The 24,171-nt window shown below is 60.1% G+C and carries 29 protein-coding genes and 1 pseudogene; 16 read left to right on the top strand and 14 right to left on the bottom strand.

Translation table 11 applies throughout. The annotated features are described in order from the left end of the window. Window position 1: 1 nt before the first annotated feature. From virB10 to NKH63_RS29345, 11 genes are all read right to left on the bottom strand, one after another. Complete coding sequence (virB10, locus tag NKH63_RS29395) at window positions 2-847, bottom strand: type IV secretion system protein VirB10 (RefSeq protein ID WP_352919995.1); 846 nt, start codon at window positions 845-847, stop codon at window positions 2-4. Further along, window positions 816-1,457, bottom strand: coding sequence for a hypothetical protein (locus tag NKH63_RS29390; protein ID WP_352919992.1), 642 nt, complete (start codon window positions 1,455-1,457; stop codon window positions 816-818). The genes virB10 and NKH63_RS29390 overlap by 32 nt, the downstream gene beginning before the upstream one ends. Then, window positions 1,457-2,254 carry a TrbG/VirB9 family P-type conjugative transfer protein gene (locus NKH63_RS29385; RefSeq protein ID WP_352919989.1) on the bottom strand — a complete coding sequence of 266 codons (798 nt, stop codon included), beginning with the start codon at window positions 2,252-2,254 and terminating at the stop codon, window positions 1,457-1,459. The genes NKH63_RS29390 and NKH63_RS29385 overlap by 1 nt, the downstream gene beginning before the upstream one ends. Next, window positions 2,251-2,964 (bottom strand): VirB8 family type IV secretion system protein, encoded by a 714-nt coding sequence (locus NKH63_RS29380; protein ID WP_352920047.1) that lies wholly within the window; start codon window positions 2,962-2,964, stop codon window positions 2,251-2,253. Before NKH63_RS29380 ends, NKH63_RS29385 begins: the two co-directional genes overlap by 4 nt. Before the next feature lie 72 nt (window positions 2,965-3,036). Next, complete coding sequence (locus tag NKH63_RS29375; RefSeq protein ID WP_352919987.1) at window positions 3,037-4,080, bottom strand: TrbL/VirB6 family protein; 1,044 nt, start codon at window positions 4,078-4,080, stop codon at window positions 3,037-3,039. Between the two features lie 183 nt (window positions 4,081-4,263). After that, window positions 4,264-4,998, bottom strand: coding sequence for a type IV secretion system protein (locus NKH63_RS29370; protein ID WP_352919983.1), 735 nt, complete (start codon window positions 4,996-4,998; stop codon window positions 4,264-4,266). A 9-nt stretch (window positions 4,999-5,007) separates the two neighbouring features. Then, a complete protein-coding gene (locus NKH63_RS29365; protein ID WP_352919980.1) occupies window positions 5,008-6,165 on the bottom strand; it encodes a transglycosylase SLT domain-containing protein in 1,158 nt (385 codons plus the stop codon). Next, window positions 6,149-8,551: a VirB4 family type IV secretion/conjugal transfer ATPase gene (locus NKH63_RS29360; RefSeq protein ID WP_352919977.1), complete on the bottom strand. Its 2,403-nt coding sequence runs from the start codon at window positions 8,549-8,551 to the stop codon at window positions 6,149-6,151. Before NKH63_RS29360 ends, NKH63_RS29365 begins: the two co-directional genes overlap by 17 nt. Next, window positions 8,548-8,841: a VirB3 family type IV secretion system protein gene (locus tag NKH63_RS29355; RefSeq protein ID WP_023720449.1), complete on the bottom strand. Its 294-nt coding sequence runs from the start codon at window positions 8,839-8,841 to the stop codon at window positions 8,548-8,550. Before NKH63_RS29355 ends, NKH63_RS29360 begins: the two co-directional genes overlap by 4 nt. A 3-nt stretch (window positions 8,842-8,844) precedes the next feature. Further along, window positions 8,845-9,195 (bottom strand): TrbC/VirB2 family type IV secretion system protein, encoded by a 351-nt coding sequence (locus NKH63_RS29350; RefSeq protein ID WP_352919974.1) that lies wholly within the window; start codon window positions 9,193-9,195, stop codon window positions 8,845-8,847. Continuing rightward, entirely contained in the window at window positions 9,173-9,826 is a 654-nt protein-coding gene (locus tag NKH63_RS29345) for a lytic transglycosylase domain-containing protein (protein WP_352919970.1), read from the bottom strand. Before NKH63_RS29345 ends, NKH63_RS29350 begins: the two co-directional genes overlap by 23 nt. Before the next feature lie 88 nt (window positions 9,827-9,914). Here NKH63_RS29345 and NKH63_RS29340 point away from each other — a divergent pair, with 88 nt between their 5' ends. The 3 genes from NKH63_RS29340 to NKH63_RS29330 are packed head-to-tail and all read left to right on the top strand — an operon-like array spanning window position 9,915 to window position 11,223. After that, on the top strand, window positions 9,915-10,517 hold the full coding sequence (locus NKH63_RS29340) for a hypothetical protein (protein ID WP_352919967.1): 603 nt from the start codon (window positions 9,915-9,917) through the stop codon (window positions 10,515-10,517). Beyond that, window positions 10,514-11,062 (top strand): thermonuclease family protein, encoded by a 549-nt coding sequence (locus NKH63_RS29335; protein WP_352919964.1) that lies wholly within the window; start codon window positions 10,514-10,516, stop codon window positions 11,060-11,062. Before NKH63_RS29340 ends, NKH63_RS29335 begins: the two co-directional genes overlap by 4 nt. Beyond that, window positions 11,059-11,223: a hypothetical protein gene (locus NKH63_RS29330; RefSeq protein ID WP_352808321.1), complete on the top strand. Its 165-nt coding sequence runs from the start codon at window positions 11,059-11,061 to the stop codon at window positions 11,221-11,223. Before NKH63_RS29335 ends, NKH63_RS29330 begins: the two co-directional genes overlap by 4 nt. Here the strand turns inward: NKH63_RS29330 and NKH63_RS29325 are convergent. After that, a complete protein-coding gene (locus NKH63_RS29325) occupies window positions 11,220-11,564 on the bottom strand; it encodes an SPFH domain-containing protein (RefSeq protein WP_352700052.1) in 345 nt (114 codons plus the stop codon). The two genes, NKH63_RS29330 and NKH63_RS29325, sit on opposite strands and share 4 nt — an antisense overlap. A 141-nt stretch (window positions 11,565-11,705) precedes the next feature. On the opposite strand from NKH63_RS29325, the gene NKH63_RS29320 reads away from it, so the two are divergent. The 4 genes from NKH63_RS29320 to NKH63_RS29305 are packed head-to-tail and all read left to right on the top strand — an operon-like array spanning window position 11,706 to window position 14,889. After that, complete coding sequence (locus NKH63_RS29320) at window positions 11,706-12,335, top strand: response regulator (RefSeq protein WP_352648702.1); 630 nt, start codon at window positions 11,706-11,708, stop codon at window positions 12,333-12,335. A gap of 13 nt (window positions 12,336-12,348) precedes the next feature. After that, complete coding sequence (locus tag NKH63_RS29315) at window positions 12,349-13,041, top strand: FkbM family methyltransferase (RefSeq protein WP_023722883.1); 693 nt, start codon at window positions 12,349-12,351, stop codon at window positions 13,039-13,041. Then, window positions 13,031-13,576: a putative pterin-binding protein gene (locus NKH63_RS29310; protein ID WP_352919961.1), complete on the top strand. Its 546-nt coding sequence runs from the start codon at window positions 13,031-13,033 to the stop codon at window positions 13,574-13,576. Before NKH63_RS29315 ends, NKH63_RS29310 begins: the two co-directional genes overlap by 11 nt. Beyond that, window positions 13,573-14,889, top strand: a complete 1,317-nt coding sequence (locus tag NKH63_RS29305; RefSeq protein ID WP_023722885.1) for a sensor histidine kinase — start codon at window positions 13,573-13,575, stop codon at window positions 14,887-14,889. The genes NKH63_RS29310 and NKH63_RS29305 overlap by 4 nt, the downstream gene beginning before the upstream one ends. Before the next feature lie 111 nt (window positions 14,890-15,000). Here NKH63_RS29305 and NKH63_RS29300 read toward each other — a convergent pair whose 3' ends face one another. Then, the gene (locus tag NKH63_RS29300) at window positions 15,001-15,471 is read right to left on the bottom strand and encodes a helix-turn-helix domain-containing protein (RefSeq protein ID WP_352919958.1); all 471 of its coding nucleotides are present in this window, start codon (window positions 15,469-15,471) and stop codon (window positions 15,001-15,003) included. 198 nt (window positions 15,472-15,669) lie between these two features. On the opposite strand from NKH63_RS29300, the gene NKH63_RS29295 reads away from it, so the two are divergent. Together NKH63_RS29295 and NKH63_RS29290 are read left to right on the top strand one after the other, a co-directional pair. Continuing rightward, window positions 15,670-16,272 carry a hypothetical protein gene (locus NKH63_RS29295; RefSeq protein ID WP_352808324.1) on the top strand — a complete coding sequence of 201 codons (603 nt, stop codon included), beginning with the start codon at window positions 15,670-15,672 and terminating at the stop codon, window positions 16,270-16,272. Window positions 16,273-16,397: 125 nt separating this feature from the next. Further along, on the top strand, window positions 16,398-16,856 hold the full coding sequence (locus NKH63_RS29290; RefSeq protein WP_031195338.1) for a hypothetical protein: 459 nt from the start codon (window positions 16,398-16,400) through the stop codon (window positions 16,854-16,856). Window positions 16,857-16,922: 66 nt separating this feature from the next. Here NKH63_RS29290 and NKH63_RS29285 read toward each other — a convergent pair whose 3' ends face one another. Continuing rightward, complete coding sequence (locus NKH63_RS29285; protein WP_023722890.1) at window positions 16,923-17,048, bottom strand: hypothetical protein; 126 nt, start codon at window positions 17,046-17,048, stop codon at window positions 16,923-16,925. 62 nt (window positions 17,049-17,110) lie between these two features. On the opposite strand from NKH63_RS29285, the pseudogene NKH63_RS29280 reads away from it, so the two are divergent. The 7 genes and pseudogenes from NKH63_RS29280 to NKH63_RS29250 all read left to right on the top strand — a co-directional run. Then, a pseudogene (locus NKH63_RS29280) lies at window positions 17,111-17,797 on the top strand (TonB-dependent receptor plug domain-containing protein); the annotation flags it as partial. Window positions 17,798-18,051: 254 nt separating this feature from the next. Further along, window positions 18,052-18,621, top strand: a complete 570-nt coding sequence (msuE, locus tag NKH63_RS29275) for an FMN reductase (protein WP_352919955.1) — start codon at window positions 18,052-18,054, stop codon at window positions 18,619-18,621. A 27-nt stretch (window positions 18,622-18,648) separates the two neighbouring features. Then, window positions 18,649-19,749 (top strand): dimethylsulfone monooxygenase SfnG, encoded by a 1,101-nt coding sequence (gene sfnG, locus NKH63_RS29270; protein ID WP_352516268.1) that lies wholly within the window; start codon window positions 18,649-18,651, stop codon window positions 19,747-19,749. 55 nt (window positions 19,750-19,804) lie between these two features. Continuing rightward, window positions 19,805-20,710, top strand: coding sequence for an ABC transporter ATP-binding protein (locus NKH63_RS29265; RefSeq protein WP_352919952.1), 906 nt, complete (start codon window positions 19,805-19,807; stop codon window positions 20,708-20,710). Beyond that, window positions 20,707-21,603: a branched-chain amino acid ABC transporter permease gene (locus tag NKH63_RS29260; RefSeq protein WP_352919949.1), complete on the top strand. Its 897-nt coding sequence runs from the start codon at window positions 20,707-20,709 to the stop codon at window positions 21,601-21,603. Before NKH63_RS29265 ends, NKH63_RS29260 begins: the two co-directional genes overlap by 4 nt. 3 nt (window positions 21,604-21,606) lie before the next feature. Next, window positions 21,607-22,644 carry a branched-chain amino acid ABC transporter permease gene (locus NKH63_RS29255; protein ID WP_023722896.1) on the top strand — a complete coding sequence of 346 codons (1,038 nt, stop codon included), beginning with the start codon at window positions 21,607-21,609 and terminating at the stop codon, window positions 22,642-22,644. 49 nt (window positions 22,645-22,693) lie between these two features. Continuing rightward, complete coding sequence (locus tag NKH63_RS29250) at window positions 22,694-24,025, top strand: ABC transporter substrate-binding protein (protein ID WP_352516270.1); 1,332 nt, start codon at window positions 22,694-22,696, stop codon at window positions 24,023-24,025. Window positions 24,026-24,171 lie beyond the last annotated feature (146 nt).

Genomic DNA, 24,171 nt, shown 5'->3' with positions numbered 1-24,171 from the left:
TTCACCGGGTTCCCATAGCCCGGATAAAATGATCCTTCGGCGTCTCGTAGAGAGGCGTCGGATCGATCGCCGTCTTCGGTCGCCCACCTGCCTTCAGGCGTGCCACTTCTTCCTGAATGGGATCAGCGTACAAATCCGAGAAATCGAGATCTCGGCGCACCAGCACGACAACCGATGTGCCCTGGTCGACGTAGACCGTCGGGCCAATGTTCTGCGTGTCGCGAAACGCCTCTTGCGCGAGTTGCTGCAGGGCGGTCGATGATTTGTCGAAGGCGATGCTACGCGCGTCGTGCTGCGAGCCATTGCCGCCATAAGTTACGGTCGTGGTCTCGCCGGTCACGGGATCGACCGTCGACACCTGGCGCTGTTGTCCATCCTGGCCAATATCGCCAAGCGAGGACAGATATTCAGAGACACCGCCAACGACGGAAAGCATGATGGCGTTGCCGTAGCGTTCAACCCAGTGCGTATCAACACGCCCGCCCATGCCGCCACGGCCGAGCGCGTCTGCCCCAGGCGACTTGATATCGACGGAAATGCCGTCCGAGCGAATGACCCTGCTCCAGACGATGAAAACACGCTTCTGCCCGCGCGCAAGCCCTGAACGGTATTCTCCGGTCAGGCGCGAGCCCTTCGGAATGAGGATCCGCCTGCCGTCGAGCGAGAAGACATCCTCACGCACGACAGCGCGCACGGCACCCGGAAGGTCGGTGTTGATCGCGGTTTCCAAATAGCCGCGAATGATCGTTCCTTCAGGGATCAACGCATCGGTGCGTCGGAAGGCCCTGGCTTTGGCGATGCCGGAAGAACTTGCCTCAGACTGCGCCAGGAATGCCTTTGGGATCACTGTCGGCGCCGGGGACCGGGATGATCTGCCCGTCGGGCGCGATTTGGACCTGTGCCGCCTGGGCGCCGGCATCCGTCGAGCCGGTTTGATCATTCGTCACCATCTGGTTCGACCGCAGGCGTTCCCACACCGCTTTTTCATGCTCGGCGGCCTCAGCCTTGCGGCGAGCCTCTTCGTCTGCTGCGGCCTTGCGGAGGGCTTCTTCCTTCTCGGCCTTGCGGCGAGCCTCCTCAGCCGCCATTTGCGCCTCCAGCGCCCGCCGCTGCGCATCAAGGTCGGCGCCCTCCTGCACGGTCTGATCGACATTATCGGCTTGTTGCGTGCCGCTCTGGTCGGCGGCCGGTGGCGGCACCACGATCTGGTCGATCGTGCCATCGGCAGGTTGCGGCGGTTCGTTCAACGCCGGCGGGCGGAACTCGGGCGGGTTGAAGTTTTCCTCGCCATTGCTGCGAACATCCCGCGATACCGGCTCTCGAGGCCAGTTCAGCCATATCAGCGCGCCAACCAGCATCACGCCGAGGCCCACCAGGGCGATCCTGGTACCCACGCCCGCACCGCGGCGCGCGATCGTCGGGCTGCCGTCCAGCTGGCTATAGTCGATCTGGGTCATTACCGTCCTCCGCTGGATCCGAACAGGGTGGAACCGCCCGTCAGTTTCGTTGGACCGTAGACCTGCTCGACCGGATCGATGGCGTTGGGTCGCGCCCGGTTGTAGAGGCAGAGCGTCTTGCCATCGGCTCGCAAGGTGAATTGCCGTGCGACCTTGTCGATGACGGTGTACTTGCCTTGCGTGCGAACGTTGACCAGCGACTCTTGGCGCTTGTCGTCGACAACGAAAATCGCCGGAATGTCACCCTTGAACTCCAGAAACACCTTCGTGCCGTCGTCGAATACGGTGCGCGGCTTCAAGCTGTCGTCGCCCTTATAGGCATAGTCGTAGTTGAGATCGGCATAGTTCAGATCCTTCAAATCCGGATCGGCGGCGCTCTCCTTGGCCTGTGAGAGCAGGCGCGCGTTGATATCCTCGTCCGGGTATTTGAACCGGACTTGGAAGGATGCCCGGTCACGGCTATTGTCAGTGGCCTGCAGCAGCAGGGAATAGACGCGCCGATTGGTGACCACATTGACGTTGGTCCACGCATCGCGCTCCAGCGGCTTGACGAACAGAAATCGCGATCCGCGTTTGGGGATGATCGACCAGCCTTTCGTGTCGCCGGCGGACACGGTTTCGATGACTTCGGTCGGGCTGAGCTCGACCATCGTCGAAATACCAAGAGCTGCGCGCACTGACGTCACGTCGTCATTGTTGAAGGTGACATATCGGATGCGGCCGTCGCGTGCGGCCGCGCCATGCATCGTGCCGAGCAGAAGGGCGGCCGACAGCGCGAGGCTTACGCGCCATCTCATTGCAGGCTTCCCGCAGCGGGCGCCGATTCCTGGTCGCGGCGGTAATCCGTAACCTGAAATCCCAACGGGTTGTCGAAACGCCATTCGTTCTTGAGCGGCGTTGAGGTGTAGCGGAATTTTATCACCGCTACCCAATTGTCGGCGGTGGACGAATTGTCCCGCCGCGTCGTCGTGGCAAAGCGTACCGAGGCGGTGTTGCGATTGAGCAGGGAAACCGACTTTATCTCGACAGAGATGGTGACATTGCGGCCATAAGTCTTGTCCAGAGAGTGCGGATTTGCAGGCGTGAAAAGCCATGTCAAATCCTTGGACGCGGCATCGGTCGAATAGAGCTGTGCCAGGTCGAAATTCTGTTTCAGTTCACGCGAATCGTAGGTTTCGCGGGCCCTGATGTAGCGGACCAGATTGGCGGCCGTGACAGCCTCGTTCTGGGACAAATCTCCAGGCTTCAGCGCGCGCATGATCTCGAGGTAGCCCGTCGATTTGTCGACCTCGACAACATACGGTTCGAACTGCCGGAGCGGCAGGATCAGCACGAGCGCCAACAGAGACAGCACCGCCACCAGTCCGGAAACGCCGCTGACGATCCAGGCCAATGTACGCGATCGACGCATTGACCTGTGCGTGTCGTCTTCCCAGGTCGCGCCCGCCCTGTAATAGCGCTTGTCGACGAGTTCGCCGCTGCGGTCAGCAGCCGTTTCCACTGGCATTGCCACGTTACTATTGCCTCGTTTGTGCGACGCATTCTGATCCACGCCGCGATCGGTGATCGTTCTTGTGTCCTAGGCTAGAGGCCTGGAGTTATCGCGCGCACCTTGCTGGATGGCGGATCGGGTTGCGGCATCCGACCTCGCTGCTCGCGAAGATCGAAAACTGTTTGCCGCGAGCTGCCCGGCGCCCCGAGCGGCGCGGCCGGCGGCCCATCGCGCGCCGGAATAGCGCACGGCATTCCTGCCGAACGTCCCATATGAGTAGCGAGCTCCCACGGTGCTGAGATACCCGCCGCCATTCAGGATCGAAGCAATCGAGGGTATCTGCATGAGAACGTAGATGCCGATGATCGTCACCAGCACCAGCGGCAGCACCAGGGACATTTTGCTGTCCATGGTCGCTCCGCCGGACGTCGCGGTGTTCAGCGCCGCGTTGACGAGCGAGAAGTAGAAACCGAGAAAGCCGTAGATCAGGACTTGCTGGATCATCAGAAAGGTGGTGAGCGAAAGGAAGCCTTCGCTCATACGCGAGGACCAGCGGTAAAGCCAAAGAATGATCCATATCGGCGCCAAGGCGAGCGTGATGAACAACATCACTTTGGCGGCGATGATCGCCGCAATGGCGAGCGCTGCGAAAATGATGGCCGACAGCAGAACGAGCAGCGACAGCAGCGCGCCAAAAATGTCATAGAAGGATCCGCTGTAGACCTGATTGGCCACGTCCTGCGCCCCTTGGTAGAGGTTGTCGACAAGCGCTGGAATCGCCGCCTGATCGCTGAGCTGATTGCCTGTGGCTCGCGACACGGCGCCGACGATCACCTTTCCGACCTCATCTGGAATGCTTTGCACAAGCTGGTAGATCGTCGCGGAAAATGTGCCCCATCCGGTCAGCAGCAGATAGATGATGACGGCGCGGCCGAGGCGATAAGCCGCTTCGATTGGCGAAATCGCCTTTCGCCCGCTCAGGATCGAGTAGCCCCACCACACGATATAGAGGGTCAGCATGAGGGTGAAGACGTTGCCCATCGCATTGCCCAACTGCATATAGACGGTGCGAACGAAGTCCTCTCCGATGTTGTCAATGCCACCGAGGATGCTTGCGGCGAGACCGTTCATGGATCCTCGTCAATGATGCGGGCGAACGGCGTTGAATTGACCGGCTTCAGCGCGCCGCAGTTGTCAGCGTGGGCATACGCCAAAGGCCCGCATGGCGCTTTCAGTTCACGTTTTGCACAACCGAAAAGCCCCGCGCTGAGCCCAATCACAAGGCATGTGCGCAACACCCGCCTCAACAAAGGGCTAACCCCCGCTCTTGCCAAAGTCCGCGAACGGATTGACGGTGCGCGGTGTCATCATCTTCTGCACCTGGCTCTGGCGAAGAAGATCTCCCTTCAGCTTCTCATTCAGGGCCGCGACCGCGCCGTTCTGGACGCCGATTAATTCGTTGACCGCGCGCGCGTTTTCCAGCTGCATTCGTGTGTTCTGGTCCACCGATCCCTTGACGTCCTGCGACTGCCCGATCTGCCCACTTGCAGACTGCAGGGACTGTTGGCGCTGGGTCACGCCCTGCGAGGCCTGCGAAGTCAGCGCGCTTAGCAGCGAGGCCACGTTGACGCTGCCGCCATAGGCGGTGTTGACGGCGCTGGTCTCCTTGCCGGCAATCTGCTGGAGCTGCTTCACCAGCTGGAGCCCATTGATGACGGCGCCGGCGATTTTCTGGATTTCCGGTGACAGGCCACCAAATGAAAGAGCCCCGCCGTTCAGGATCGATCCGAACGACGGCGCCTGGGCAATCGACATGTTGCCGCCGAGGCCCATTTGTCCGATGCCGAGCGAACCGTCACGACTGCCGCTGAGAGCCTGCAGGATCTCCTCGCTCTTTTTCAGGATATCCTTGTTGGAGTCCATGATGGAGTTGGTGTTGTCCGCATTCTTGCGGGCGACATCGAGATTGGCGCCATCAATGACGGCAATCTGTGCGTGGGCCGTGCTTGCCCAAAGCGCCAGACTGGCGGCAATCGCGAATTTGTTCATGTCAGCCTCCTATTGCTGTAGAGAATTAATGACGCTGGCAGCGCCGGCAGGATCACTGGTGATGATCATCGAGCGGCTGTCGGCTGAGCTTGTCCCCGCGTTCTCAACCGCGCATGGTAGCCACCGGCCGCGATCGATCTTCAACCGTTCCAGTTCCACGGGATCACAAGAGAAAGGGTTTGGAGAACCGCCCTTCGGCTGTTGCACCAGCTTCGACGCCTGCGATGCTTGAACGTTCTGCACCGACAGAAGTTGGCCCAGCAACGCCGTAAAGTCGCCCGCCTGGGCGAGGTACTGGTTGGTGACACCGGCGTTGATCCCACGAGCGGACGAGTTCAGCTCCCAGGCGTCCTTGTATTCGGTCACCTGGCCAACATTGCCCGCCAGCGCGTCGATTGCCGCGTCGTTGGCGCCCATCTGCGATGAGCTTGCATCAAGGCCGCCAGCCGCCTTCCTCACTGCACCCATGGCCGCGTCCTGGGCCGTGCCGCGTGCGCCACCGGCCGTTACGATCGAGAATGGTGGCGGCGCGGCGGCCGGAGCCTTGCCGCTCGACACATAGTCGTTGAAGTAGCTGTTCCAACGGCCGACACCGCCGGCCCATTGGCTCTGCTCCCCTGCGTTCGATCCGTTGTAGAAGGAGGCGAGACAGCTGTAATTCGTCGCCCCGCATTGCTTCACGCCCATTCCGAGATATTTGACGCCGCCTTCGACATTCTGCTCGTTCACGTCACGGTCCAGCCCCATGGACTTGCCGGTGCCCTTGGTCAGCTGCATGACGCCTTTGACGCCGGTGTGGCTCCCGGCGCATGTGTCGAAGCGCGATTCCTGATAGGCGACGGAGAGCGCCAGGCCTTCGGGAACGCCGTACTTTTGCGCATAGTAGCGGATCATCTTCACGTTGCCCGCGTCGCGCTGCAGCGCTTCAGCAGGCGACCGGCGAAACATCTGTGAGCGGTATTTGTTCGAATAGGTGCAGACGACGCTTTTCTTCTTGTCGGTTTCGTCCTTCTTGGCCTCATCCGACTTCGTGCTGTGCTGCTCGTCCTCTTGCCGCTTGTCGAGGTTCTGCCCGTCGATGACCGCGATCTGAGCGACAGCCACGCTCATGCTTTCCGCCGTCGCGAGAGCCAGGGCCAGACAAGCGCTGCTAAGCCGCTTCGTCATGCTCGTTCTCCCATCCGCAGAAGTATGGCAGCCACATCTCCGGCTCGTCGCCGAAGGTCTCCCGGAGCCGCGCGCATTCCTTGCTGTTGGCTTCGTTCGAGGACAGGACCTTGATGAGATCGGGCATCGCCGACAAATCGAGCTTGGCTACGATCGAGTCGCTGTCGTGCTTGACGAGGAAGGTGCGTGTTTCCTTCGCGGTGCGGCGCACGAACTCGAATTCCTTCGCTGTCAGTGAGAAGCGCTCGACGTAGGAGTCCTTGCTCGCCTTCGGGTTGGGGAAGAAAATGTTGGTCTTCGTTTGCTCGATCAGCGACGACGAGATGGCGGAATTGACGACGTCCTCCGCCGTCTGCGTGCCAAAGCCAACCACGCCGTTGCGGCGACGAATGGTCTTCAGAGTTTCGTTGATGAAGGCCGCGAAAACCTCGTCATCCAACAGCTTCCAGCCTTCATCGAGGAAGAGCATGATCGGCGAGCCGTCGATGACGTCCTCAAGACGATGAAAGATATAGAGCAACGCCGCCGAGCGCAGCTTTCGGTCGCCCAGAATCTTTGTCATGTCGAAGCCGACAACCGGCTTCGAGAAATCGATGAGATCGACGGGATTGTTGAAAAGCCAGCCCTTGTCCTTCGGGTCGAGCCACGGCTGTATCCGCGCGGCCAGATCGTTCATGCCGGGCATGAGCGACCCCCGCAGCACTTCCGGCAGCAGGTCGAAGGTCCGCTGTTCGCGCGGGATCTTGTAGATCATGTCGACGGCGGCGTTGATGACGCGCATTTCCGCCACGTCCAGCGCGCCGCCTTCCGGGGTCAAAATGTAGATGAGCAGATCTTCCAGGAAAGAACGGTTTTCTGCCGTGTCCTCGAGCTGCAATGGCGCAAACCCGGTCGGCTGGGAAGGCTCCATCACCTCGTAGCGCCCGCCGAGCGCCCGCACGAAAATTTCAGCGCCGCGCATGTAGTCGAAATATACACATCGCGGACGCGGCATGATGCGCATGGCCTGCGCCATCAGGAAGGACAGCACCACGGTCTTGCCCGAGCCGGTCGGGCCGAACACCGTGAAGTGCCCGACATCGTGAACGTGGAAATTGAAGTAGTAGGCCGTCTGGCTGGTCGTTTCGAGCAAGGCAATAGGGCGTTTCCAGTGCAGCCTCTCGCGTTGGCCCGACGGGAAATTGTGTCCTGAAAAAAGGCCGGCGAAGTTAAGCGACGAGATCAACGCACGTCGCGCGATGTAGCTGAAATTTCCCGGCAACTGCGCCCAGAAGGCCAGTTCCGTGTTCAGCGTCTCGCGAACCGGCACGATCGACATGCGCGAAAGCTCGGCCGTGATGTCGGATAGCGCACGGTTGAGCCCAGTCATGTCCGGTGCCAAGGCCATGACGCTCATGTGATGTTGTCCGAAGACGACTTCGCCGCCGGCCAGCTTGTCGGCGCCGTCGTGGACGGACTGCTCGACTGTCGTGCCCGCCTCGTCGGAACCCTCCACCTGGTTGGCGATGGTGTTAATCCTGCGCATCGCGGTTACCCGGTCTTCGATCGCAAAACTTTGCGTCAGGACAAACTCATGCGGCAGGCGCAAGAGACCGTCCAATGAGCCCGGCGCGGTGAACGGAGGGTATTCCTTGATCGACACCATGGCGCCGAGCTTGCCAGCGTCCGGTCCGCGAAGTTCCAACGCGGACTTGCCGAAAAACAGCTGTCGCGTCGCCAGCACATCGCCAAGGGACATGCGCGGCAAAGGCATTTCTACGTCGCCACCGCCGGCGAGGATCTTCGCCAAAAATTCCGCAGGCTCGGAAAAGAAGCCGTTGCGGCGCTTCACGACCCCGAGAAGACGTGCACCATAAGCCGTAAAATCCTTGACGACGCCGTCGAGAACGTCATGCAGTTCGGCCATCGCCTCTTCGCGGGTTTCTTCGCCTGCGGTGCTGATGCGGAACGCATTGAGCGCCTTGTCCACCCAGCCCACGCGGCCGACCATCGGCCGGCGTATGACCGTCAGATACGCTTCGTTGACGAAAAGGTTTTTCGCCCCAAGCTCATCCATGTAGCGGGCGTCGAGCTCGGCCACGAAAGGGTTGTCAAAGTCGCCTTCGATCTCCGGCGTCACGTGGCGGCGGATGATCGTTGTGTAGACCGCAAAGCGAGAGGTTGAGAGATTTCGGAATGTCGTGTTGCGGTTGAACATGCGGCTGTTCAACTCGGCCTGGTCCATCGTCTGGAAGGGCAGGCCACTGAGCTGGATGACGCCCACCAGAAAGCCGCTCTTCGTCACGATCAGGTTGTCATCGACATGGCGAAGGTAAGGAATGTGCATCGCCGCGGGCTTTTCACGCCGCCGCTCACGGCCAAATTTCAGGTCAGTATCGAGGCTCATGGCGAATAGCTCCTCGCCCCCCAGAAAGTAAGGTTCGCCACCGCTCCGCGTTTGGAGACGCGCCGCTCGAAAATATGGAACATGTAGGGGTCGCGCTGGCACAGATATGCGCTGACCAGATGCACCACGCCGAACACGCCAAGGCCGAGCATGAAGCTGCTCGTGGCGATAAAACCGATCACCGCCAGGATGCCGTTCAGTGCAAAAACCTCATACCGCACCCCCCATTTCATCGGGGGACGTGTCAGTGGCAGGCTGACCGGCTCGACATAGACTTCCTCGTCATCCATGCCTCAGCTGCCTCCCGCGGTCGCACGAACCGCATCCACCAGCTGGGCAGCGCCGAAGATCAGAGCGATGCCAATGATGATGGAGAAAGCCATCATCCACGCCAGCCGGCCCGTCATGGCGAGGAAGCCAAGAAAACAGACCGCGATGATGGCGAATGAGCGCGCTATGTTGCCCTGCAGAACTCCGACGAACCATTCCAGCACATTTTCGACTGGTGCCGCCGACTGGGCGTACGCAGTGGCTGGCGCGAGAGCTATTCCGACCGCCGAGGCCAAGGCCAGTTTCAGGGCAAATTTGCCCGCTTTCCTGTATTCCACCCTTTGGCTCCTTTCAGTTGCCGAAATCCATGACATGACCGTCCTGCCAAGCGTCCTCGCTTGCTGGCGGAGCGGCCGCGAGCGTTTCGGATTTGGCCAGGGCAGACTTCTTCACGACACCGCCGAACTTCCAGCGGTTCAGTATTTTCACGATGTATTCTGCAGTTTCCGGATTCACCGGAATGCCCTGCGCCTTGTAGACGCTGTTGGGCCCGGCGTTGTAAGCCGCCAGCATCAGCAGCGGATCCTGGAACTCGTCATAGAGTGACTTCAGATGGCGGAGGCCAGCCCGTACATTTGCCTCTGTGTCGCAACGGTCGCTCACGCCGAGATCGGCCGCCGTGCCTGGCATCAGCTGCATGATCCCTAGGGCTCCGGCCTTCGACGGACCCTGACTTGCGCCGAGATCGCTTTCGGCCCATGCAATTGCCTCGGCCAGATCGGCGTCGAACCCTTCCTCTTGCGCGATTGAACGCACAAGTCGGGAGACCTCAGCACGATTTCCGGTCGTACACGCCCCCGGCCTTTGCGCCCCGACCGCGGCAAGGGCTTGCGCCGGTGTTGCAAAGGCAACTGCTACGCGGTCTGATGCCAGGTCCTGGCCGTGCGCATTGAACGGCATCGTGGCGCCACACAGGGTGAGCAGGAGAGCGAATCGAGCGTTCATAGTGTCGCCAAAATTTAACACTTTACTATGGCTACACGCAGCCCTAGTAAAGTGTCAACACTGTATGTAATCGCAAGGACGGATTTCGATGAGACAGACGGCCCTTTGCATGGTTTTGCTGCTTCAGGGCACCGCGGCTTATGCTGCCGGCGCCGACGCCCCGAGTGCCTTTGCCCAGCCGTCGGAGCACTACCTGCTCCAGTTTGCCAAGCCGGGCGAGAAGGTGTTCGTCTATGAACGCTATGATGCAAAAGGCGCGCTCTTTCAGCGCGATGCGGCCGCCCTTATCTCGCCGGTTAAGGTGCCGTCGGCGACCGAGCGCGTCATCAACGGCGTGACGTATCGACTGCGCGGCCTCGCGGCCTGCCCAAAACCGAAGATTACGTACAAGACGCAGCAATGGGACTGCACGGAGGCCGCGCGGGACTATGAAGGGGCAATCTACAACGATCGTGCATCTGTCGTGCTTTGCAAAACACTTGTGCTGCAAAGCAGGAAGGGTGAACCCGATGCGGTGTCATGTTTCTCGCTCGTGGGTGCGGGCAATGCAAACGACCCGTACAACGTCGCCTACGACGATGACGAAATGGTTTTTTTCGACATGGCGGCAATCGGACGTAACAAGGACGACAAGTCGCTGCGCCCCGATCTCGAGCATTCCGCCGACCTCGGTGGACAGTTCCAGGAATGAAGCAGGCGAGCTTCGCAGTGCTGGCCGCATTTGGTTTGTGCGCTTCGGCCCAGGCCCAGGAGGCATCCGAGTCTGCCGTGCCAACGCCCTTCGCGGTATCGAAATCGGCTCAACTGCTGACCGGAGATACCTGGCGTGACGGAGATCACCTTTTCCGCCTCTATGGCGTCCAGTCATGTCTTCGAGGCACGTCAGCTGAAGAGCCAAATGGTAACAAAATCGATTGCGGGAACACCTCGCTGGCGCACCTGGCTGCCCTGTTCGATAGCGCCGCGGTTACATGCCAGCCAATCGGCTATGCCCTCGACAAGGCGGTTTTTGTCGTGTGCGGTGCGCAGCTCAATGGCGAAACAATCGACGTCGGCACAGCGCTCATAGCAACCGGATACGCGTTTGCCGCGACGACAGCAAAGGGCAAAGCCGTCAATCAGAACTACCTCGTCGCGGAAATCAACGCTAAGATGAAACGTGCGGGTTTGTGGGGCACGACGTTTCAGCATCCTGTGCAACTGCTGCTGAGCCAAGGGTTGGAGAGAAAACAGTGAAACACGATGATGAAGGGCAAAAATATTACTATCCCGTGGAAGGACGGACTGACGGTGCCATTGGCGATGCTGTCGCATTCATCGCAATCATCTTGCTGCCGGCGGGAATGTACGCAGCCTGGAACACCGTGGCCTCATGGATTTCGGCGCTCTTTTCTTAGGGCTGCAGTTTCGTGAAGGAACCGAGCAACGCGCGCCAATCGTCCACATCAATCTCGCACCAGCCATGAGCCGTCAGCCGTTGGAAGTAAGCAGCCTTCATTTTCATTTCCGCGATAGTGGCTACTGGAGCAATGGCAGCACGCCTTCGCACCGTGGCCTCTTCCGCCATGACCGCGTCCAGCCTTTGACCCAGCAAGATCGCGTCCGTACCCTCGGCCTGCATCGCTCGCTTTCCGAGACGTTCAAGGTCAGCGAGCCTCTGACGATGTTCCGCAATCAGTTTTGCGACGTCTTCAGCCGCTTCCATCTGTCCATTGCTGCAGACCTGTTGAATAGGCATCGTCCTCGCCCTGGCGTACGTCGGTCACATACTGGTAGCTCGGGAGGTGAGGAAAAATAGGGATGACATCATCCCTTTTTTGAAGCGACCAATTCTGAGAGACAGGGGCGGTGGGCGCATGCGTAGAGGGATTGGCTTCCAATGTTTCGTGCCCTGGTGGTCGAAGACCAGACACTTATGCGTCTGGCACTGATGAACGAAGTGCAAGCAAGCTTCGAAGAATGCATTGTCCTGGGAGCGGAGACGCTGAACATCGCGACTGCCGAGCTTCAAAACAATCATTTCGATCTTGTCGTGATCGATCCTGGCTTGCCCGGTTTTGATCCCACCTCACAGGGCGACCGCGTCGCTGTCGTCGACAAGATCATCGAGGCTTCACCCAGTGCAATCCATGTTGTCGTCACCGGTTCTGACAACCGTTGCGAGGCGGATGGCTTCCGGCAAATCGGCGCTGCCGCCTATCTCGGCAAGACCGGGCTTGCGCCCGGCGTGTTCAGGGACGTGCTGGACGATATTTCCACCAAGGGATTCTCGTTGCGCCTGTCGCGGGTTGTCATGACGAAACCCGATTATCGCTTTTCTGTTCTTACACCGCGCGAACAAGAGGCCATCGACATGATGGCGCATCGCGAACCCGGCGTGAAGCGCAAGGAAATCTTTTCGCTGATGGCCGACCGGCTGGCCATTGATGCCGGCTCGGCCGAGAAATACTACAAGCAGGCTCGCGCCAAGCTCATGCGGCAAGGCCATCCGCTCCCACGAGGTCTGTGAGACAATTGCTCCCATGATCGTCCATGGAATCAAGGTTCCTGTCGCACCACAGGATGTTTCGCCGGTTATCTGGAGAGCGCTTCAAAGCCAGAGCTATGAGGCGAAGGAAGCGAAGTGGATCTTCAGGGCAGTCAAGGCGCGCGATCGCGTACTGGAGCTAGGGTCCGGTATCGGCATCATCACCGCACTGATCGCGAAAATCCCCGGCGTTCAGGTGTGGGCTTTTGAAGCGAATCCCGCAACAGCGGAACTAGCGAAGCGCGTGATAGCGGCCAACGATCTCGACAATGTCACATATTCGCAGGGTATCCTCACAGCAGGCCCGCCGCGGTCCTTCACCTTCTACGTTCGCCGCGACCTTTGGATGTCTTCCACGGACAAAGACCAAGGACCATATGAGCGCGAACTTTCGATCGTCTCGGCCGACGTCGATCGTTTCATCGCCGATCATCGAATAAACGCCCTCGTCATGGACATTGAAGGAGCTGAGAAAGAACTTCTGCAGGATGCCGAGCTGCCCGGCGTCGAACGCATCTTTCTTGAGCTGCACGACCACCTCTATGGCCTTGACGGCATCCGCAACATCACCCTTGCCCTAGCAGAAAAGGGATTTGCCTACGATCCGCGGGGCTCCCGAGGACCTTGCGTCCTCTTCGCTAAGAACGATGGCCCCCGCGAATACGAGGATGTGGAAGATGTTGCGTAATGCTCTCGCCGTCATGTTTGCCGTAGCCCTTCCGCTCGCCAGCGCCGCCGAGGAAATGCCGCTCGATCCCAACGAAGTGTCGGTTCAAGACGCCAGCGGCAAGACTGTCGCCGTTTTTTCAGTAAAGCAGCTGCGGGCAGACTTTCCACAACAGACCTATGAAACGCGTACGCCTTGGACGAGCGACAACGAGAAAATCGAATATCGTGGGCCGCTGCTTGCAAATGTGCTTGCCAAGGCCGGAGTCACCGCCGTGCAGGAGGTCAAAGTTGTCGCCTATGACAACTTCGTTTCCGACATTCATATGGACGAAATCCGGTCTTATAATCCGATCCTGGCGATCGAACGTCGTTGCAACGAGAGTGACAAGGCCGGCTCGCATTGCCCGCCGGGCCAGGATTTCCGCCCGATCAGCATGGTAGAGAAAGGCCCCATCTTCATTGTTTGGCCCTTCGACCAATTGCCTGCTTCATATGTTCCCGCAAGAAACTCGATCTGGGTGTTTTTCCCAGTCATCCTGCGCGCCACGCAATGAAGTTCTTAAACGGCCGTTTGCTCACTGTTCTGCCGTATCTCGGTATGGCTGCAGCGCTTGGGCTGAGTGCGTGGACATTCATGCAATCGAACCGCTACCGTCAGGAGACGGATGCCATCCTCAATCAGACTTTCGAGATTCAGTGGCGCGCGGCACAGATTCGCGAGCGCCTTATACGAGTCTATGGCTATCTTCGCATTGCCGACGAGACGGGCAAGCTTGATGCGGACATCGATCGACAAATGGCGTTGGTGAACGTCAACGTCGCGCAGTTGGAAAACCTGCCCTATCTGAACCGCTTTTTTCCCGACCACGATGCCGAACTCCTGGGCCGGATTGGCCTAACCCTCGAACAGAAAATTGCCCCTCTTGTGTCAGCGCGTACAAACTACACCCAAGCCATTGCCGACATGGCCAAGCTGGAACAGTCAATTTACGAGATTTCCAGCTCTACCGTTGATCACAGTGCCACCTTGCAGCAGACCGCCAGCATCGACATTGCGGCCTCGCGCAACTGGTTCATCTTTGCCATCGCACTTGGCCTGGGTGCCACCTTTTATCTCGTTATCCATCAGCGCTATGCTTTGGCCAATCGCCGTGACCAGCATATGCGCTCGTTCGCTTCGCTCTTTGCGCATATGACCCGATCGCGGGTTACAGCCTTGAGGCTGTTCCTTGAGCACGCACAACCAGACAAGCAACCGAGCGGCGAAATGCTTGAGGCTGCGCGCAGTGCTGCTACTGAACTGGAATCGATCACCAACAGTGTCCTTCAGATCGCCTATGCGCCACAAGATTCCAGCACCGTGGCGCTCGGCCCACTCCTAGAGGATCTCGCGCACGATCGCAGCAGTTTGGTGCAAGTTTTGGTCGATCCTAAAGCACGTCTGCAACCTGTTCCGGCGACGCCGTTACGGTTGGTCGTTAATGAGCTGATAGAAAACGCTCTTGCCGCTCTATCCGGCACCAGAAACGCCCCAATTCTCATCTCCGCGACAGTCAAGCGACGTCCCTTCCTCCTGCGCAGTTACCTCGTACTAGATGTGGCGGACAACGGCGCAGGCATGTCGCCTGCAATCCTTGTGAAGGCAACTACACCTTTCTTTTCAACGCGAGCTGGGAATCATACTGGCCTTGGACTGACCGCATGTTCCCAGATGGTCTCGACGCTGAAAGGAAGGCTCATCATCAACAGCGCTCCCGGTGCCGGCACAACCGTAGAGATCAGGATTCCGGTGCATTCGACTGCCGCCACGTCATGGCAGTCGTTCCTCAGGCGCGGGCGAAAAAAGGTACACACGTGGCGCGCCTAATTGTCAGCTCTGCTCCATTTTCACCTGAATTGCACCGGTATGCGCTATCACGGCGAAAACCTGCCAGGCATTCTGTGTAGCGCAGCTTAGACGGATGATGACGCTGGAAGTTCACGGCACTCTGAAATGAGAACCTACGCCTCCGGGTGCGTCAGAATCAGGTAGATCAGTTGATGGCGGGACCTTATCGGAAAAGAGGAAGGTCGCTGGATCAAGTTTCAACGCCTTGGCGATCGCCGCAATTGTGTCGACGCTGATATTGCCGCTTGCGCGTTCCAATTTCATGAATGTCGCCTCCGCCACGCCGATGAGCTCGGCCATCTTATAGCGGAGCAAAGTGCGTCGTTTTCGCTCAATGTCGATGATGTGCGCCAGACGCATGCGGATTGCATTTTCGTCCAACTGATGCGCCCATTCGGGAAGTTGTTTTCCGCCCGCGAGCAGGTCCGCAACTGAAACATGCAAGCCGCTTGCCATGATTTGCAACGTCGTCAGGGTGACATTGTTTTTCTGTCGCACGGTCTGGATGTATGTCCGGTAGGCGAGCCTTTCGCCCTCGACGGTCCGGAACAGCTCGGCCATGTGCATATGGGATAGGCCACGCCTAGCTCTCTCCCGCTCCAGCGTTCTCGCAATGTTGGCGCGCAACGGGTTGTTGACCAGGCCCGCGTCGTCTCGTTTCATAAATCGATGTAGTCGCACAACCTGCCTTCTCGATCTGTCCTTTTTCGCGCGGATGATCCATAGTAAAGTATCAGAATCCGCAGCGAGGAAAAGGCTATGAACATGCTGAAATATCTCTTGGTGGGTGCCGCCGTCGTCGTGGGCGCCGCGGCTCTTCCATCCCAATCACAGGCATCGGAATGGGGCTGTCAGGTCCTCCTCTGCCTGTCCGGTGACTGGCAGGCCACTCCTTCTTGCCACCCGTCAATCTACAAGTTGATGGCGGCGATGAAAGCGCCGGGTTTTAACTGGCCGATCTGTCCACAAGCCAACTCCAGCGCCGCGAGATTCGAGAAGTATGAGGATTGTCCAGCTGGCTGGCAAGCAGCTGGCAGCTACGACTCCGATCGGCGAGGAATGAGGCAAGAACGGAACATCTGCCGTATCAGCTCCGACAGGCTCACCCTGCCCGCCACTTTCACGAATAGTCGTCTCGGCCAAGACCATGACAACGGATCTCGACAGGCCCAGATCGAAATCAACGGTAGGTTGGTGACGGCAAAAATCCAGATCACGGGCAACGATAGAGGGCATTCCCTTGGTAATGGCCCCACCTACTACACCATCTCTCGGCCGGTGCGCGGAAAGCCCTGGTTCATCGAGTATGACGACGCGAACGGCATGCGCCAGAAAAGCTGGTTCAATCTCAACATGCCATAAGCCAGGCGATCACGCAGGATGAGTCGCCATGAGGATCACAAGGCGTGTCTGTCCGGTTCATTCACCCCGACGCCAGCGATAGCTTCGAGACAGCAATACGGTACTGGATCAGGGAAGGGTAATAAGTGTTGAAGGCGCTGCTCCTGTCGACTGCGATAATGGGCCCATGGGCAGGCTTGGCGGTGGCTAGCCAGAGCGAGAAGCCGCGATCGAGCGCGGACAATCCGATGTGGCCCGCTTCACTGAAATGGGACTGCAAGACCGCCGCCAAAATCGTGTGTGAGCGTGACGGCAGTTGCACAGTGGCCGAGGACCATACTAGGTTTGTGCTGAACTATGGCAGCAACGAAGCTGAGTTCCCGGCCAGCAATGTCAGGATCAAACGGCACTATCAACAGACCGTGCAGGCAAGCCCTTTGCAGCAGGAAGTTAAAGTCGAACTGGCTGACAATCGCGTTCTTTGGCTGACGGCCGTGGATGCCAGCCGCACTTATTCGGAAGCCTGGGTCGGCGCAATGAGCGAGTTGAAGGGCGGCGCGGTACTCATGGAATCCGAGGGCGTCTATTGTATGCCGCACAAGTGAGTGAGCCGAGAGGGAAGGCGAGCGAAAACCGATATGTTCTGACCTCGGGCGCCAGCCACCGGCGTTTCAGAAAAGTCCGGCATAACCGTCTTCCCGATCTAGTTTCATCAGACGATCAGCCGTCGACTCCTGCGCAGCGGCGTCCTGACCCATCACGGCCAGCGCAGCGAACAGCCCAACAGATTTCCTCATCCAAGTCCCCTCACGCCAAGGACCAAGAACGTTTTGCCTTGCCTGGCGAGAGCTGGGTGAGGATGGTCAGGAGGTCTTGCATGACTAACCTGTCAACAATGAAACGAACATTCCATGGCACGGTGCTCGAGCGCATCGTGGTGGTGGGGCTGGGCGGCCTGCCCCTGACCGCAACGATCGACAATCTGCCGGAAGCGTATCCGGGCGGACAAGTCGCGCGAGGCGGGCGCCTGGGCCTGCTCGGCAATCGCGACATCATGGATACGCCGTTCAACATAGGCAGCTACACGGCGCAAACGATCGAGGATCAGGGCGCACGCACGGTGGACGACGTGATGATCAATGATCCTTGGTACGGAGCACCCATTCAACCGGCGGGATATTGGATTCCTTCTACATTCGCGGCTTTCCGATCAATGAAGGAAATTTTGGCGAGGTCGCGTTCGATGGTGTGTTCGGGGTCGCGCCGACCTATCGCTTGTTCACCGATTATATCGAGCGATCGAGGTTCTCAAAGGACCGGTGGCGCTCCTTTATGGCATCGCGCCGAACAGCAGTCTCGGGGGGTACGACCAATATCATCCCAAGCGCGCGGGCCGAGGTCGATCTGACACGGTCGAGCCCCCAGCGCGGCGGGCATCTCGATGTGAGCGGGCGTTTCGGCGCCGAGCGGCAGTTCGGGGTCCGATTCAACGGCAGCTATCACGGCGGCGACGCCGATCGACGACCAAAAGCGCGACGTGCCGGTGGTGACAATCTGCTGCGCGGGCCGCACCGGGCAACGGAGCGCCGATCGCCACGATCAAGCCTGGCCGGTCTGCGCCCGCGGTTTGCCGCCAATCGGATGTTAGAGCTCATGCTAATGAGGCGTCAGCACTCCGATTTTCTCAATGGTTTGGAAAAATCAAAAGATAATTCCTTATCTCTATAGATTTTGTGTAATATCGTCCCATCCCGTCTTGGCAACCGGCATCCCCTTGGTGGAACAGGAGATCGACGACACGTGGCAAGAATTTCGGTTCTCGGCATATCCGGCGGCGTTAGTACGCCATCCCGCACCACCGCGGTGGTGAGCGCGCTGGTCAAGGCGGTCGCGTCGCGTGTCCCGGCAGACACCGGCTTGATCGAAATCACCGAGGCGGCGCCTTCGATTTTCGCCGGGTTGTCTCGTGGCGCGCTTGGCGCGTCTGGCGAAGCGATCATCCAGCGTGTCGAGAAGGCCGATCTGCTCGTGGTCGGAACGCCGGTCTACAGGGCGTCCTACACCGGCGCCCTCAAGCACCTGTTCGACCTCGTCGATTATCGTGCACTGACGGGCAAGACCGTGCTTCTCGCGGCGACCGGCGGAAGTCCATACCATGGCCTGGTTCTCGAACATCAGCTCCGGCCATTGTTCGGGTTTTTCGGGGCCGTCACCGTCCCGACCGGCGTCTACGGCGCGCCCGACGATTTCGTCGATGCCAAGATCGTCGGCGCAGCGATTTTCGAGCGCATCTCACGGGCCGCTACCGAAGCGGTCTCCTTGGTTAATTCCAGTGATGCAAACACTGCCGTCGCCACGCGCGTCGGTTGAAGCCAATCAAAAGGGGAAACGAACGAAATGACCTCGAATTCCGACGACGTGAAATTCGCCTACTGGGTCCCGAACGTCTCGGGCGGCCTTGTCATCTCCAACATCGAGCAGCGGACGGGTTGGGACATCGACTATAACCGCAAGCTCGCCCAGATCGCCGAGGCCAACGGCTTCGACTACGCACTGAGCCAGATACGCTTCACCGCCGGCTATGGCGCCGACAACCAGCACGAATCCGTATCGTTCAGCCACGCCCTGCTTGCGGCGACCACAACGCTGAAAGTCATCGCGGCGATCCTGCCCGGCCCCTGGAATCCAGCGCTGGCGGCCAAGCAGATAGCCACCATCAACCACCTGACCAATGGCCGTGTCGCCGTCAATGTCGTGAGCGGCTGGTTCCGCGGTGAGTTCGCCGCCATCGGCGAGCTGTGGCTCGACCATGACGAGCGCTATCGCCGCTCGGAGGAATTCATCCGTGCGCTGCGCGGCATCTGGACCGAGGACAATTTCACGCTGAAGGGCGACTTCTATCGCTTTACCAACTACTCGATGAAGCCGAAGCCGATCGATCCGCAGCCGGAGATATTCCAGGGCGGCTCATCACGCGCGGCGCGCGACATGGCTGCGCGGGTTTCCGACTGGTATTTCACCAACGGCAACACGCCGGAAGAGATCAAGAAGCAGGTTGACGACATCAAGACCAAGGCGAAGGCCAATGGCCACAAGGTGAAGATCGGCGTAAACGCCTTTGCCATCGCTCGCGAAACCGAGGCAGAAGCGCGCACCGTGCTCGACGAGATCATCGCCAAGGCCAATCCGGAGGCGGTGCAGGGTTTCGCCGATGAGGTCAAGAATGCCGGCAAGGCCTCGCCGGAAGGCGAAGGCAACTGGGCGAAATCCTCCTTCGAGGATCTTGTCCAATACAATGACGGCTTCCGCAGCAATCTCATCGGCACGCCGGAACAGATTGCCGAACGCATCCTCAAGCTGAAGGATGCCGGCGCGGATCTGATCCTGCTCGGTTTCCTGCATTTCCAGGAAGAGGTGGAGTTCTTCGGCAAGCGCGTCATCCCTCTGGTGCGCGAACTGGAAGCGGCGCGCGACAGGGAGCTCGTCGCCGCGGAATAGGACAGGCACGGCCTTCAGGCCGCCGCCCGCACGCCTTCAAAATTAGGAATGTTTCATGATTGGTGCTTCGCTGGGAGCCGCCGCATACGAGCGCTCGCCCGAAATTTCCGGCATTCTTGCTGGTGCTGATCCCGTCGAGGACACGCGCCCGGCGCGCCTGTCGCCAAAGGCTGATGCGATCCTGGCGCTGGGCGGGATCAGCATTTCCTTTGGTGGCGTCACGGCACTGCGGGATGTCGACCTCGAGGTCAAAAGCCGCGAGATTCGCGCTGTGATCGGTCCCAATGGCGCCGGCAAATCCTCGCTGATCAACATCATCAGCGGCCTCTATCACGCCGATCAGGGCAAGATCGCGATCGATGGCCAGTCCTTCTCCCGGCTGTCGGCAAGCCGTCTGGCACGGCTCGGCGTCGCGCGCACCTTCCAGAACCTGGCACTGTTCGGTGGGCTTTCAGTGCGCGACAACATCGCGTCGGGCCGCGTCCACACCCGGCGCGCCAGCTTCGTCGAACATATCGCTGGTCTACCGCGCGCCCGGCGCGAAGATGCCGCGATCGCTGAAAAGGTCGACCAGACAATCGCCTTCCTGCATCTCGAGGCCGTGGCCGATCGCCTGGTCGCAACGCTGCCCTACGGCCTGCAGAAGCGGGTCGAACTGGCGCGCGCCCTCGTCGCCGAGCCGAAGATCCTGCTGCTCGACGAGCCGATGGCCGGCATGACGGCGACCGAGAAGGCCGAGATGGCCGGTTTCGTGCGCGCAGCGCGCGACCGGCACGACGTCACCATCATCCTCATCGAACACGACATCGGCGTGGTCATGGGACTCTCCGACCGCGTCGCCGTGCTCGACTACGGCCGCAAGATCGCCGACGGGACACCGGCCGAGGTCAGGGCCAATCCGGCGGTGATCCGGGCCTATATCGGCACCGCCGAAGGCGAAGATGGCGAGGGCATCCGATGAGCTACTATGATTTCCTCTTCGTCATCGAGGTGCTGGTCGGTGGCTTGCTCTCAGGCGTCATGTATTCGCTCGTCGCCATCGGTTTCGTGCTGATCTACAAGACATCGGGCGTGCTGAACTTCGCGCAAGGGTCGATGGTGCTGTTCGCCGCACTCACCTTTGTCAGCCTTGTCGAACGCGGCATCCCGTTTGGGCTTTCGCTGCTCATTACCCTCGCAGTCATGGTTGCGCTGGGCTTCACCATCGAGCGAACTGTGCTGAGGCCGCTGGTCAATCGCTCGCCGATGACGCTGTTCATGGCCACGCTTGGCCTGTCTTACATCATTGAAGGCGCTGCCCAGTTGGTGTGGGGCACGCAGGTGCACGGGCTCGATCTCGGCATCGACGACACGCCGTTCGAGGTCGGCGGCATCCTGATCTCGTCGTTCGATCTTCTTGCTGCAGGCATTGCCGCGGCGATGGTCGCCGGCTTGAGCGCATTCTTCTATTGGACCCGGATCGGCCTGGCGTTTCGCGCCGTCGCAGACGACCAGTTCGCCGCGCTTGCCGTCGGGCTGCGGCTGCCCCGGATCTGGGGAACGGTGTGGACGGCCGCGGGGTTCGTGGCACTGGTCGCGGGACTTTTGTGGGGCGCGCGCCTCGGCGTCCAGTTCTCGCTGTCGCTGATCGTGCTGAAGGCGCTGCCGGTGCTGGTGCTTGGCGGCTTCGATTCTATCCTCGGCGCCATCGTCGGCGGCCTCATCATCGGCGCCAGCGAGAAGCTCGCCGAGGTCTACCTCGGACCCTTTGTCGGTGGCGGCATCGAAGGCTGGTTCGCCTATGCGCTGGCGCTGGTCGTCCTGCTGGTGCGCCCCTCCGGCCTGTTTGGCCAGAAGACTGTCGAAAGGGTCTGACCGATGGCCGTGCAAGCGCTCGATGCCGCAAGGCTTCCCATCGACTGGCAGAGGTTAGCTCTGCCCGTCGCCCTGATTGCCGTGGCCTACGGCCTGATCCCCGCCTATGCGTCGAGCTATCTCGTCGAGGCGATCCTGCTGCCGTTCCTTGCGCTCAGCCTGGCGGCGGTCGGCCTCAACCTTTTGACCGGCTATTGCGGCCAGCTTTCGCTGGGCTCCTCCGCCTTCATGGCGGTTGGCGCTTTCGCCGCCTACAATTTCAACCTTCGGGTCGAAGGACTGCCGCTGGCCGCGACCATGATCCTGGCCGGGATTTCGGCCGCCGGCATCGGCGTCGTGTTCGGATTGCCGAGCCTGCGCCTGCGCGGCTTCTATCTCGCCGTCTCGACGCTCGCCGCCCAGTTCTTCGTGCAGTGGGCGCTGACCAAGTTCGGCTGGTTCTCCAACGACAACCCATCCGGAGTGATCTCGGCGCCGCACCTTGCCGTTGCGGGCTTCTCGCTCGACAGGGCGACGGGCCGCTACCTGCTCTCGGTGACCACGGTCATCGTGCTCACGGCGCTCGTCTGGCGCCTGGTCAACAGCGCGACCGGCCGCAATTTCATCGCCGTGCGCGACAACGAAACCGCCGCGCGGGTGATCGGCGTCCCTGTGCTGAAGACCAAGCTGCTCGCGTTCGCCATCTCGTCCTTCATCATCGGCGTCGCCGGGGTGCTGTGGGCCTTCACCTATCTGCGCACGGTCGAGCCGGCCGGCTTCAATCTCGACCGCTCGTTCCAGATCCTGTTCATCATCATCATCGGCGGGCTGGCCTCGATACGCGGCGCCTTTCTGGGAGCGGCGTTCATCGTCATCTTTCCGCTCATCCTGTCGCGGCTTGGCGCCTTCCTGTTTGGCGGACTGTTCGATTCGGGTGTTCTCGACATGAGCCAGCGCATCGTGCTCGGCGCGCTCATCATCATCTTCCTCATCGCGGAACCGAACGGGCTGTCGGCCCTCTTCGACCGCCTGAAACGACGGATCGGCTCAAGGTCCAGCTGAGCGCCGCTCGACATCCTCTCACGGACCACAACCTCAGGAGACGCAATCCATGACCTTCTTCAGTCACCTCAAGAAAGCGGCGATCGCCACGGCCTTCGTCCTCGGCGCGACGGCGGTCCACGCCGACGAGCAGTATTTTCCCCTGCAGAGCTACCGCGTCGGCCCCTATGCCGCCGGCGGCACCGGCTTCTTCGGCGGCTTCATCGACTATCTCAACCTGATCAACATCCGCGACGGCGGCGTCAACGGCGTCAAGCTGACCTGGAGCGAGGGCGAGACGCAGTATGAGGTCGAGAAGGGCGTCGAGGTCTATGAACGATTGAAGAGCAATCCCGGCATCGCCGCCTGGAACCCGCTTTCGGTCGGCATCGCCTATGCCATGATCGACCGCATCACCGATGACAAGGTGCCGCTGATCACCATCAACCACGGCCGCACCGACACCACGGACGGACGCGTGTTCCCTTACGTCTTCCCGCTGCTGCTCAATCCCTACAGCGAGACCTCGGGCATCGTGAACTATATCGCCTCCAAGGAAGGTGGCCTCGACAAGCTCAAGGGCAAGAAGATCGTCGTGCTCTATCACGGCTCGCCCTATGGCAAGGAGACGATTCCGATCTATGAGCTGCTGTCGCAGAAATACGGCTTCGAGCTGTCGCAGATCGAGGTTCCGCATCCAGGCAACGAGCAGCAGGCGCAGTGGCTGACGATCCGTCGCGAGCATCCGGACTATGTGGTGCTGCGCGGCTGGGGCGTGATGAACCCGGTTGCGCTCAAGACCGCGCAGAAGACCGGCTTCCCGGCCGATCACATCGTCGGCAATGTCTGGTCGAATTCGGAAGAGGATGTGATCCCCGCCGGCGATGCCGCCAAGGGCTATACGGCCATCACCACCCAGGCGTCAGGCGAGCAGTATCCGGTAGTCCAGGAGATCGTCAAAACGGTCTACGGCGCCGGCAAAGGCAATCTCGAGGAAAAGAGCCGTATCGGCTCGGTCTACCACAATCTCGGCATCGTCAACGGCATCCTCAATGTCGAGGCGGTCCGCATCGCGCAGGCCAAGTTCGGCAACCGCACGCTCACCGGCGACGAAGTCCGCTGGGGCTTCGAGCATCTCAAGCTCGATCCGGCACGCGTCGAGGCGCTGGGCGCCAAGGACCTGTTCCACTCCATCAACGTCTCCTGGGACAATCACGAAGGTGACGGCTACGTGACCTTCCAGCAGTGGGACGGCAAGAAGTGGAACGTCGTCTCCGACTGGATTGCGCCCGACTGGAAGCTGCTGCGTCCGATCATCGAGAAGTCGTCCGAGGCCTATGCCAAGGAAAAGGGCATCAAGATCCGCACGGCCGAAGACGCCGAAGCAGTGGTCAGCAACTGAAGTCCAACAACTCGCGGCCGGCCCCCCGGGCCGCCCCGATTTAATGGCAAATGGGGAGTAAAAGAAGTAGACCCCCCAAAAAAACCACCAGAAAGTGAGAACCGGGGTGGGCGAGGAAAAACGCCGCCTCCCCCCCCAGGACCCGT

The organism is Mesorhizobium sp. M0960, from assembly GCF_040319055.1.
Lineage (GTDB): Bacteria > Pseudomonadota > Alphaproteobacteria > Rhizobiales > Rhizobiaceae > Mesorhizobium.
This window is presented reverse-complemented; position numbering and strand designations above follow the sequence as displayed.

What these genes read in the sequence shown, in the direction of transcription:
- NKH63_RS29390 (WP_352919992.1), bottom strand. Translation starts at nt 1,457, where the DNA reads ATGACCCAGATCGACTATAGCCAGCTGGACGGCAGCCCGACGATCGCG.
- NKH63_RS29385 (WP_352919989.1), bottom strand. Translation starts at nt 2,254, where the DNA reads ATGAGATGGCGCGTAAGCCTCGCGCTGTCGGCCGCCCTTCTGCTCGGC.
- NKH63_RS29380 (WP_352920047.1), bottom strand. Translation starts at nt 2,964, where the DNA reads ATGCCAGTGGAAACGGCTGCTGACCGCAGCGGCGAACTCGTCGACAAG.
- NKH63_RS29375 (WP_352919987.1), bottom strand. Translation starts at nt 4,080, where the DNA reads ATGAACGGTCTCGCCGCAAGCATCCTCGGTGGCATTGACAACATCGGA.
- NKH63_RS29370 (WP_352919983.1), bottom strand. Translation starts at nt 4,998, where the DNA reads ATGAACAAATTCGCGATTGCCGCCAGTCTGGCGCTTTGGGCAAGCACG.
- NKH63_RS29365 (WP_352919980.1), bottom strand. Translation starts at nt 6,165, where the DNA reads ATGACGAAGCGGCTTAGCAGCGCTTGTCTGGCCCTGGCTCTCGCGACG.
- NKH63_RS29360 (WP_352919977.1), bottom strand. Translation starts at nt 8,551, where the DNA reads ATGAGCCTCGATACTGACCTGAAATTTGGCCGTGAGCGGCGGCGTGAA.
- NKH63_RS29355 (WP_023720449.1), bottom strand. Translation starts at nt 8,841, where the DNA reads ATGGATGACGAGGAAGTCTATGTCGAGCCGGTCAGCCTGCCACTGACA.
- NKH63_RS29350 (WP_352919974.1), bottom strand. Translation starts at nt 9,195, where the DNA reads ATGTCATGGATTTCGGCAACTGAAAGGAGCCAAAGGGTGGAATACAGG.
- NKH63_RS29345 (WP_352919970.1), bottom strand. Translation starts at nt 9,826, where the DNA reads ATGAACGCTCGATTCGCTCTCCTGCTCACCCTGTGTGGCGCCACGATG.
- NKH63_RS29340 (WP_352919967.1), top strand. Translation starts at nt 9,915, where the DNA reads ATGAGACAGACGGCCCTTTGCATGGTTTTGCTGCTTCAGGGCACCGCG.
- NKH63_RS29335 (WP_352919964.1), top strand. Translation starts at nt 10,514, where the DNA reads ATGAAGCAGGCGAGCTTCGCAGTGCTGGCCGCATTTGGTTTGTGCGCT.
- NKH63_RS29325 (WP_352700052.1), bottom strand. Translation starts at nt 11,564, where the DNA reads ATGCCTATTCAACAGGTCTGCAGCAATGGACAGATGGAAGCGGCTGAA.
- NKH63_RS29320 (WP_352648702.1), top strand. Translation starts at nt 11,706, where the DNA reads ATGTTTCGTGCCCTGGTGGTCGAAGACCAGACACTTATGCGTCTGGCA.
- NKH63_RS29315 (WP_023722883.1), top strand. Translation starts at nt 12,349, where the DNA reads ATGATCGTCCATGGAATCAAGGTTCCTGTCGCACCACAGGATGTTTCG.
- NKH63_RS29310 (WP_352919961.1), top strand. Translation starts at nt 13,031, where the DNA reads ATGTTGCGTAATGCTCTCGCCGTCATGTTTGCCGTAGCCCTTCCGCTC.
- NKH63_RS29305 (WP_023722885.1), top strand. Translation starts at nt 13,573, where the DNA reads ATGAAGTTCTTAAACGGCCGTTTGCTCACTGTTCTGCCGTATCTCGGT.
- NKH63_RS29300 (WP_352919958.1), bottom strand. Translation starts at nt 15,471, where the DNA reads ATGGCCGAGCTGTTCCGGACCGTCGAGGGCGAAAGGCTCGCCTACCGG.
- NKH63_RS29295 (WP_352808324.1), top strand. Translation starts at nt 15,670, where the DNA reads ATGAACATGCTGAAATATCTCTTGGTGGGTGCCGCCGTCGTCGTGGGC.
- NKH63_RS29285 (WP_023722890.1), bottom strand. Translation starts at nt 17,048, where the DNA reads ATGAGGAAATCTGTTGGGCTGTTCGCTGCGCTGGCCGTGATGGGTCAG.
- sfnG (WP_352516268.1), top strand. Translation starts at nt 18,649, where the DNA reads ATGACCTCGAATTCCGACGACGTGAAATTCGCCTACTGGGTCCCGAAC.
- NKH63_RS29265 (WP_352919952.1), top strand. Translation starts at nt 19,805, where the DNA reads ATGATTGGTGCTTCGCTGGGAGCCGCCGCATACGAGCGCTCGCCCGAA.
- NKH63_RS29260 (WP_352919949.1), top strand. Translation starts at nt 20,707, where the DNA reads ATGAGCTACTATGATTTCCTCTTCGTCATCGAGGTGCTGGTCGGTGGC.
- NKH63_RS29255 (WP_023722896.1), top strand. Translation starts at nt 21,607, where the DNA reads ATGGCCGTGCAAGCGCTCGATGCCGCAAGGCTTCCCATCGACTGGCAG.
- NKH63_RS29250 (WP_352516270.1), top strand. Translation starts at nt 22,694, where the DNA reads ATGACCTTCTTCAGTCACCTCAAGAAAGCGGCGATCGCCACGGCCTTC.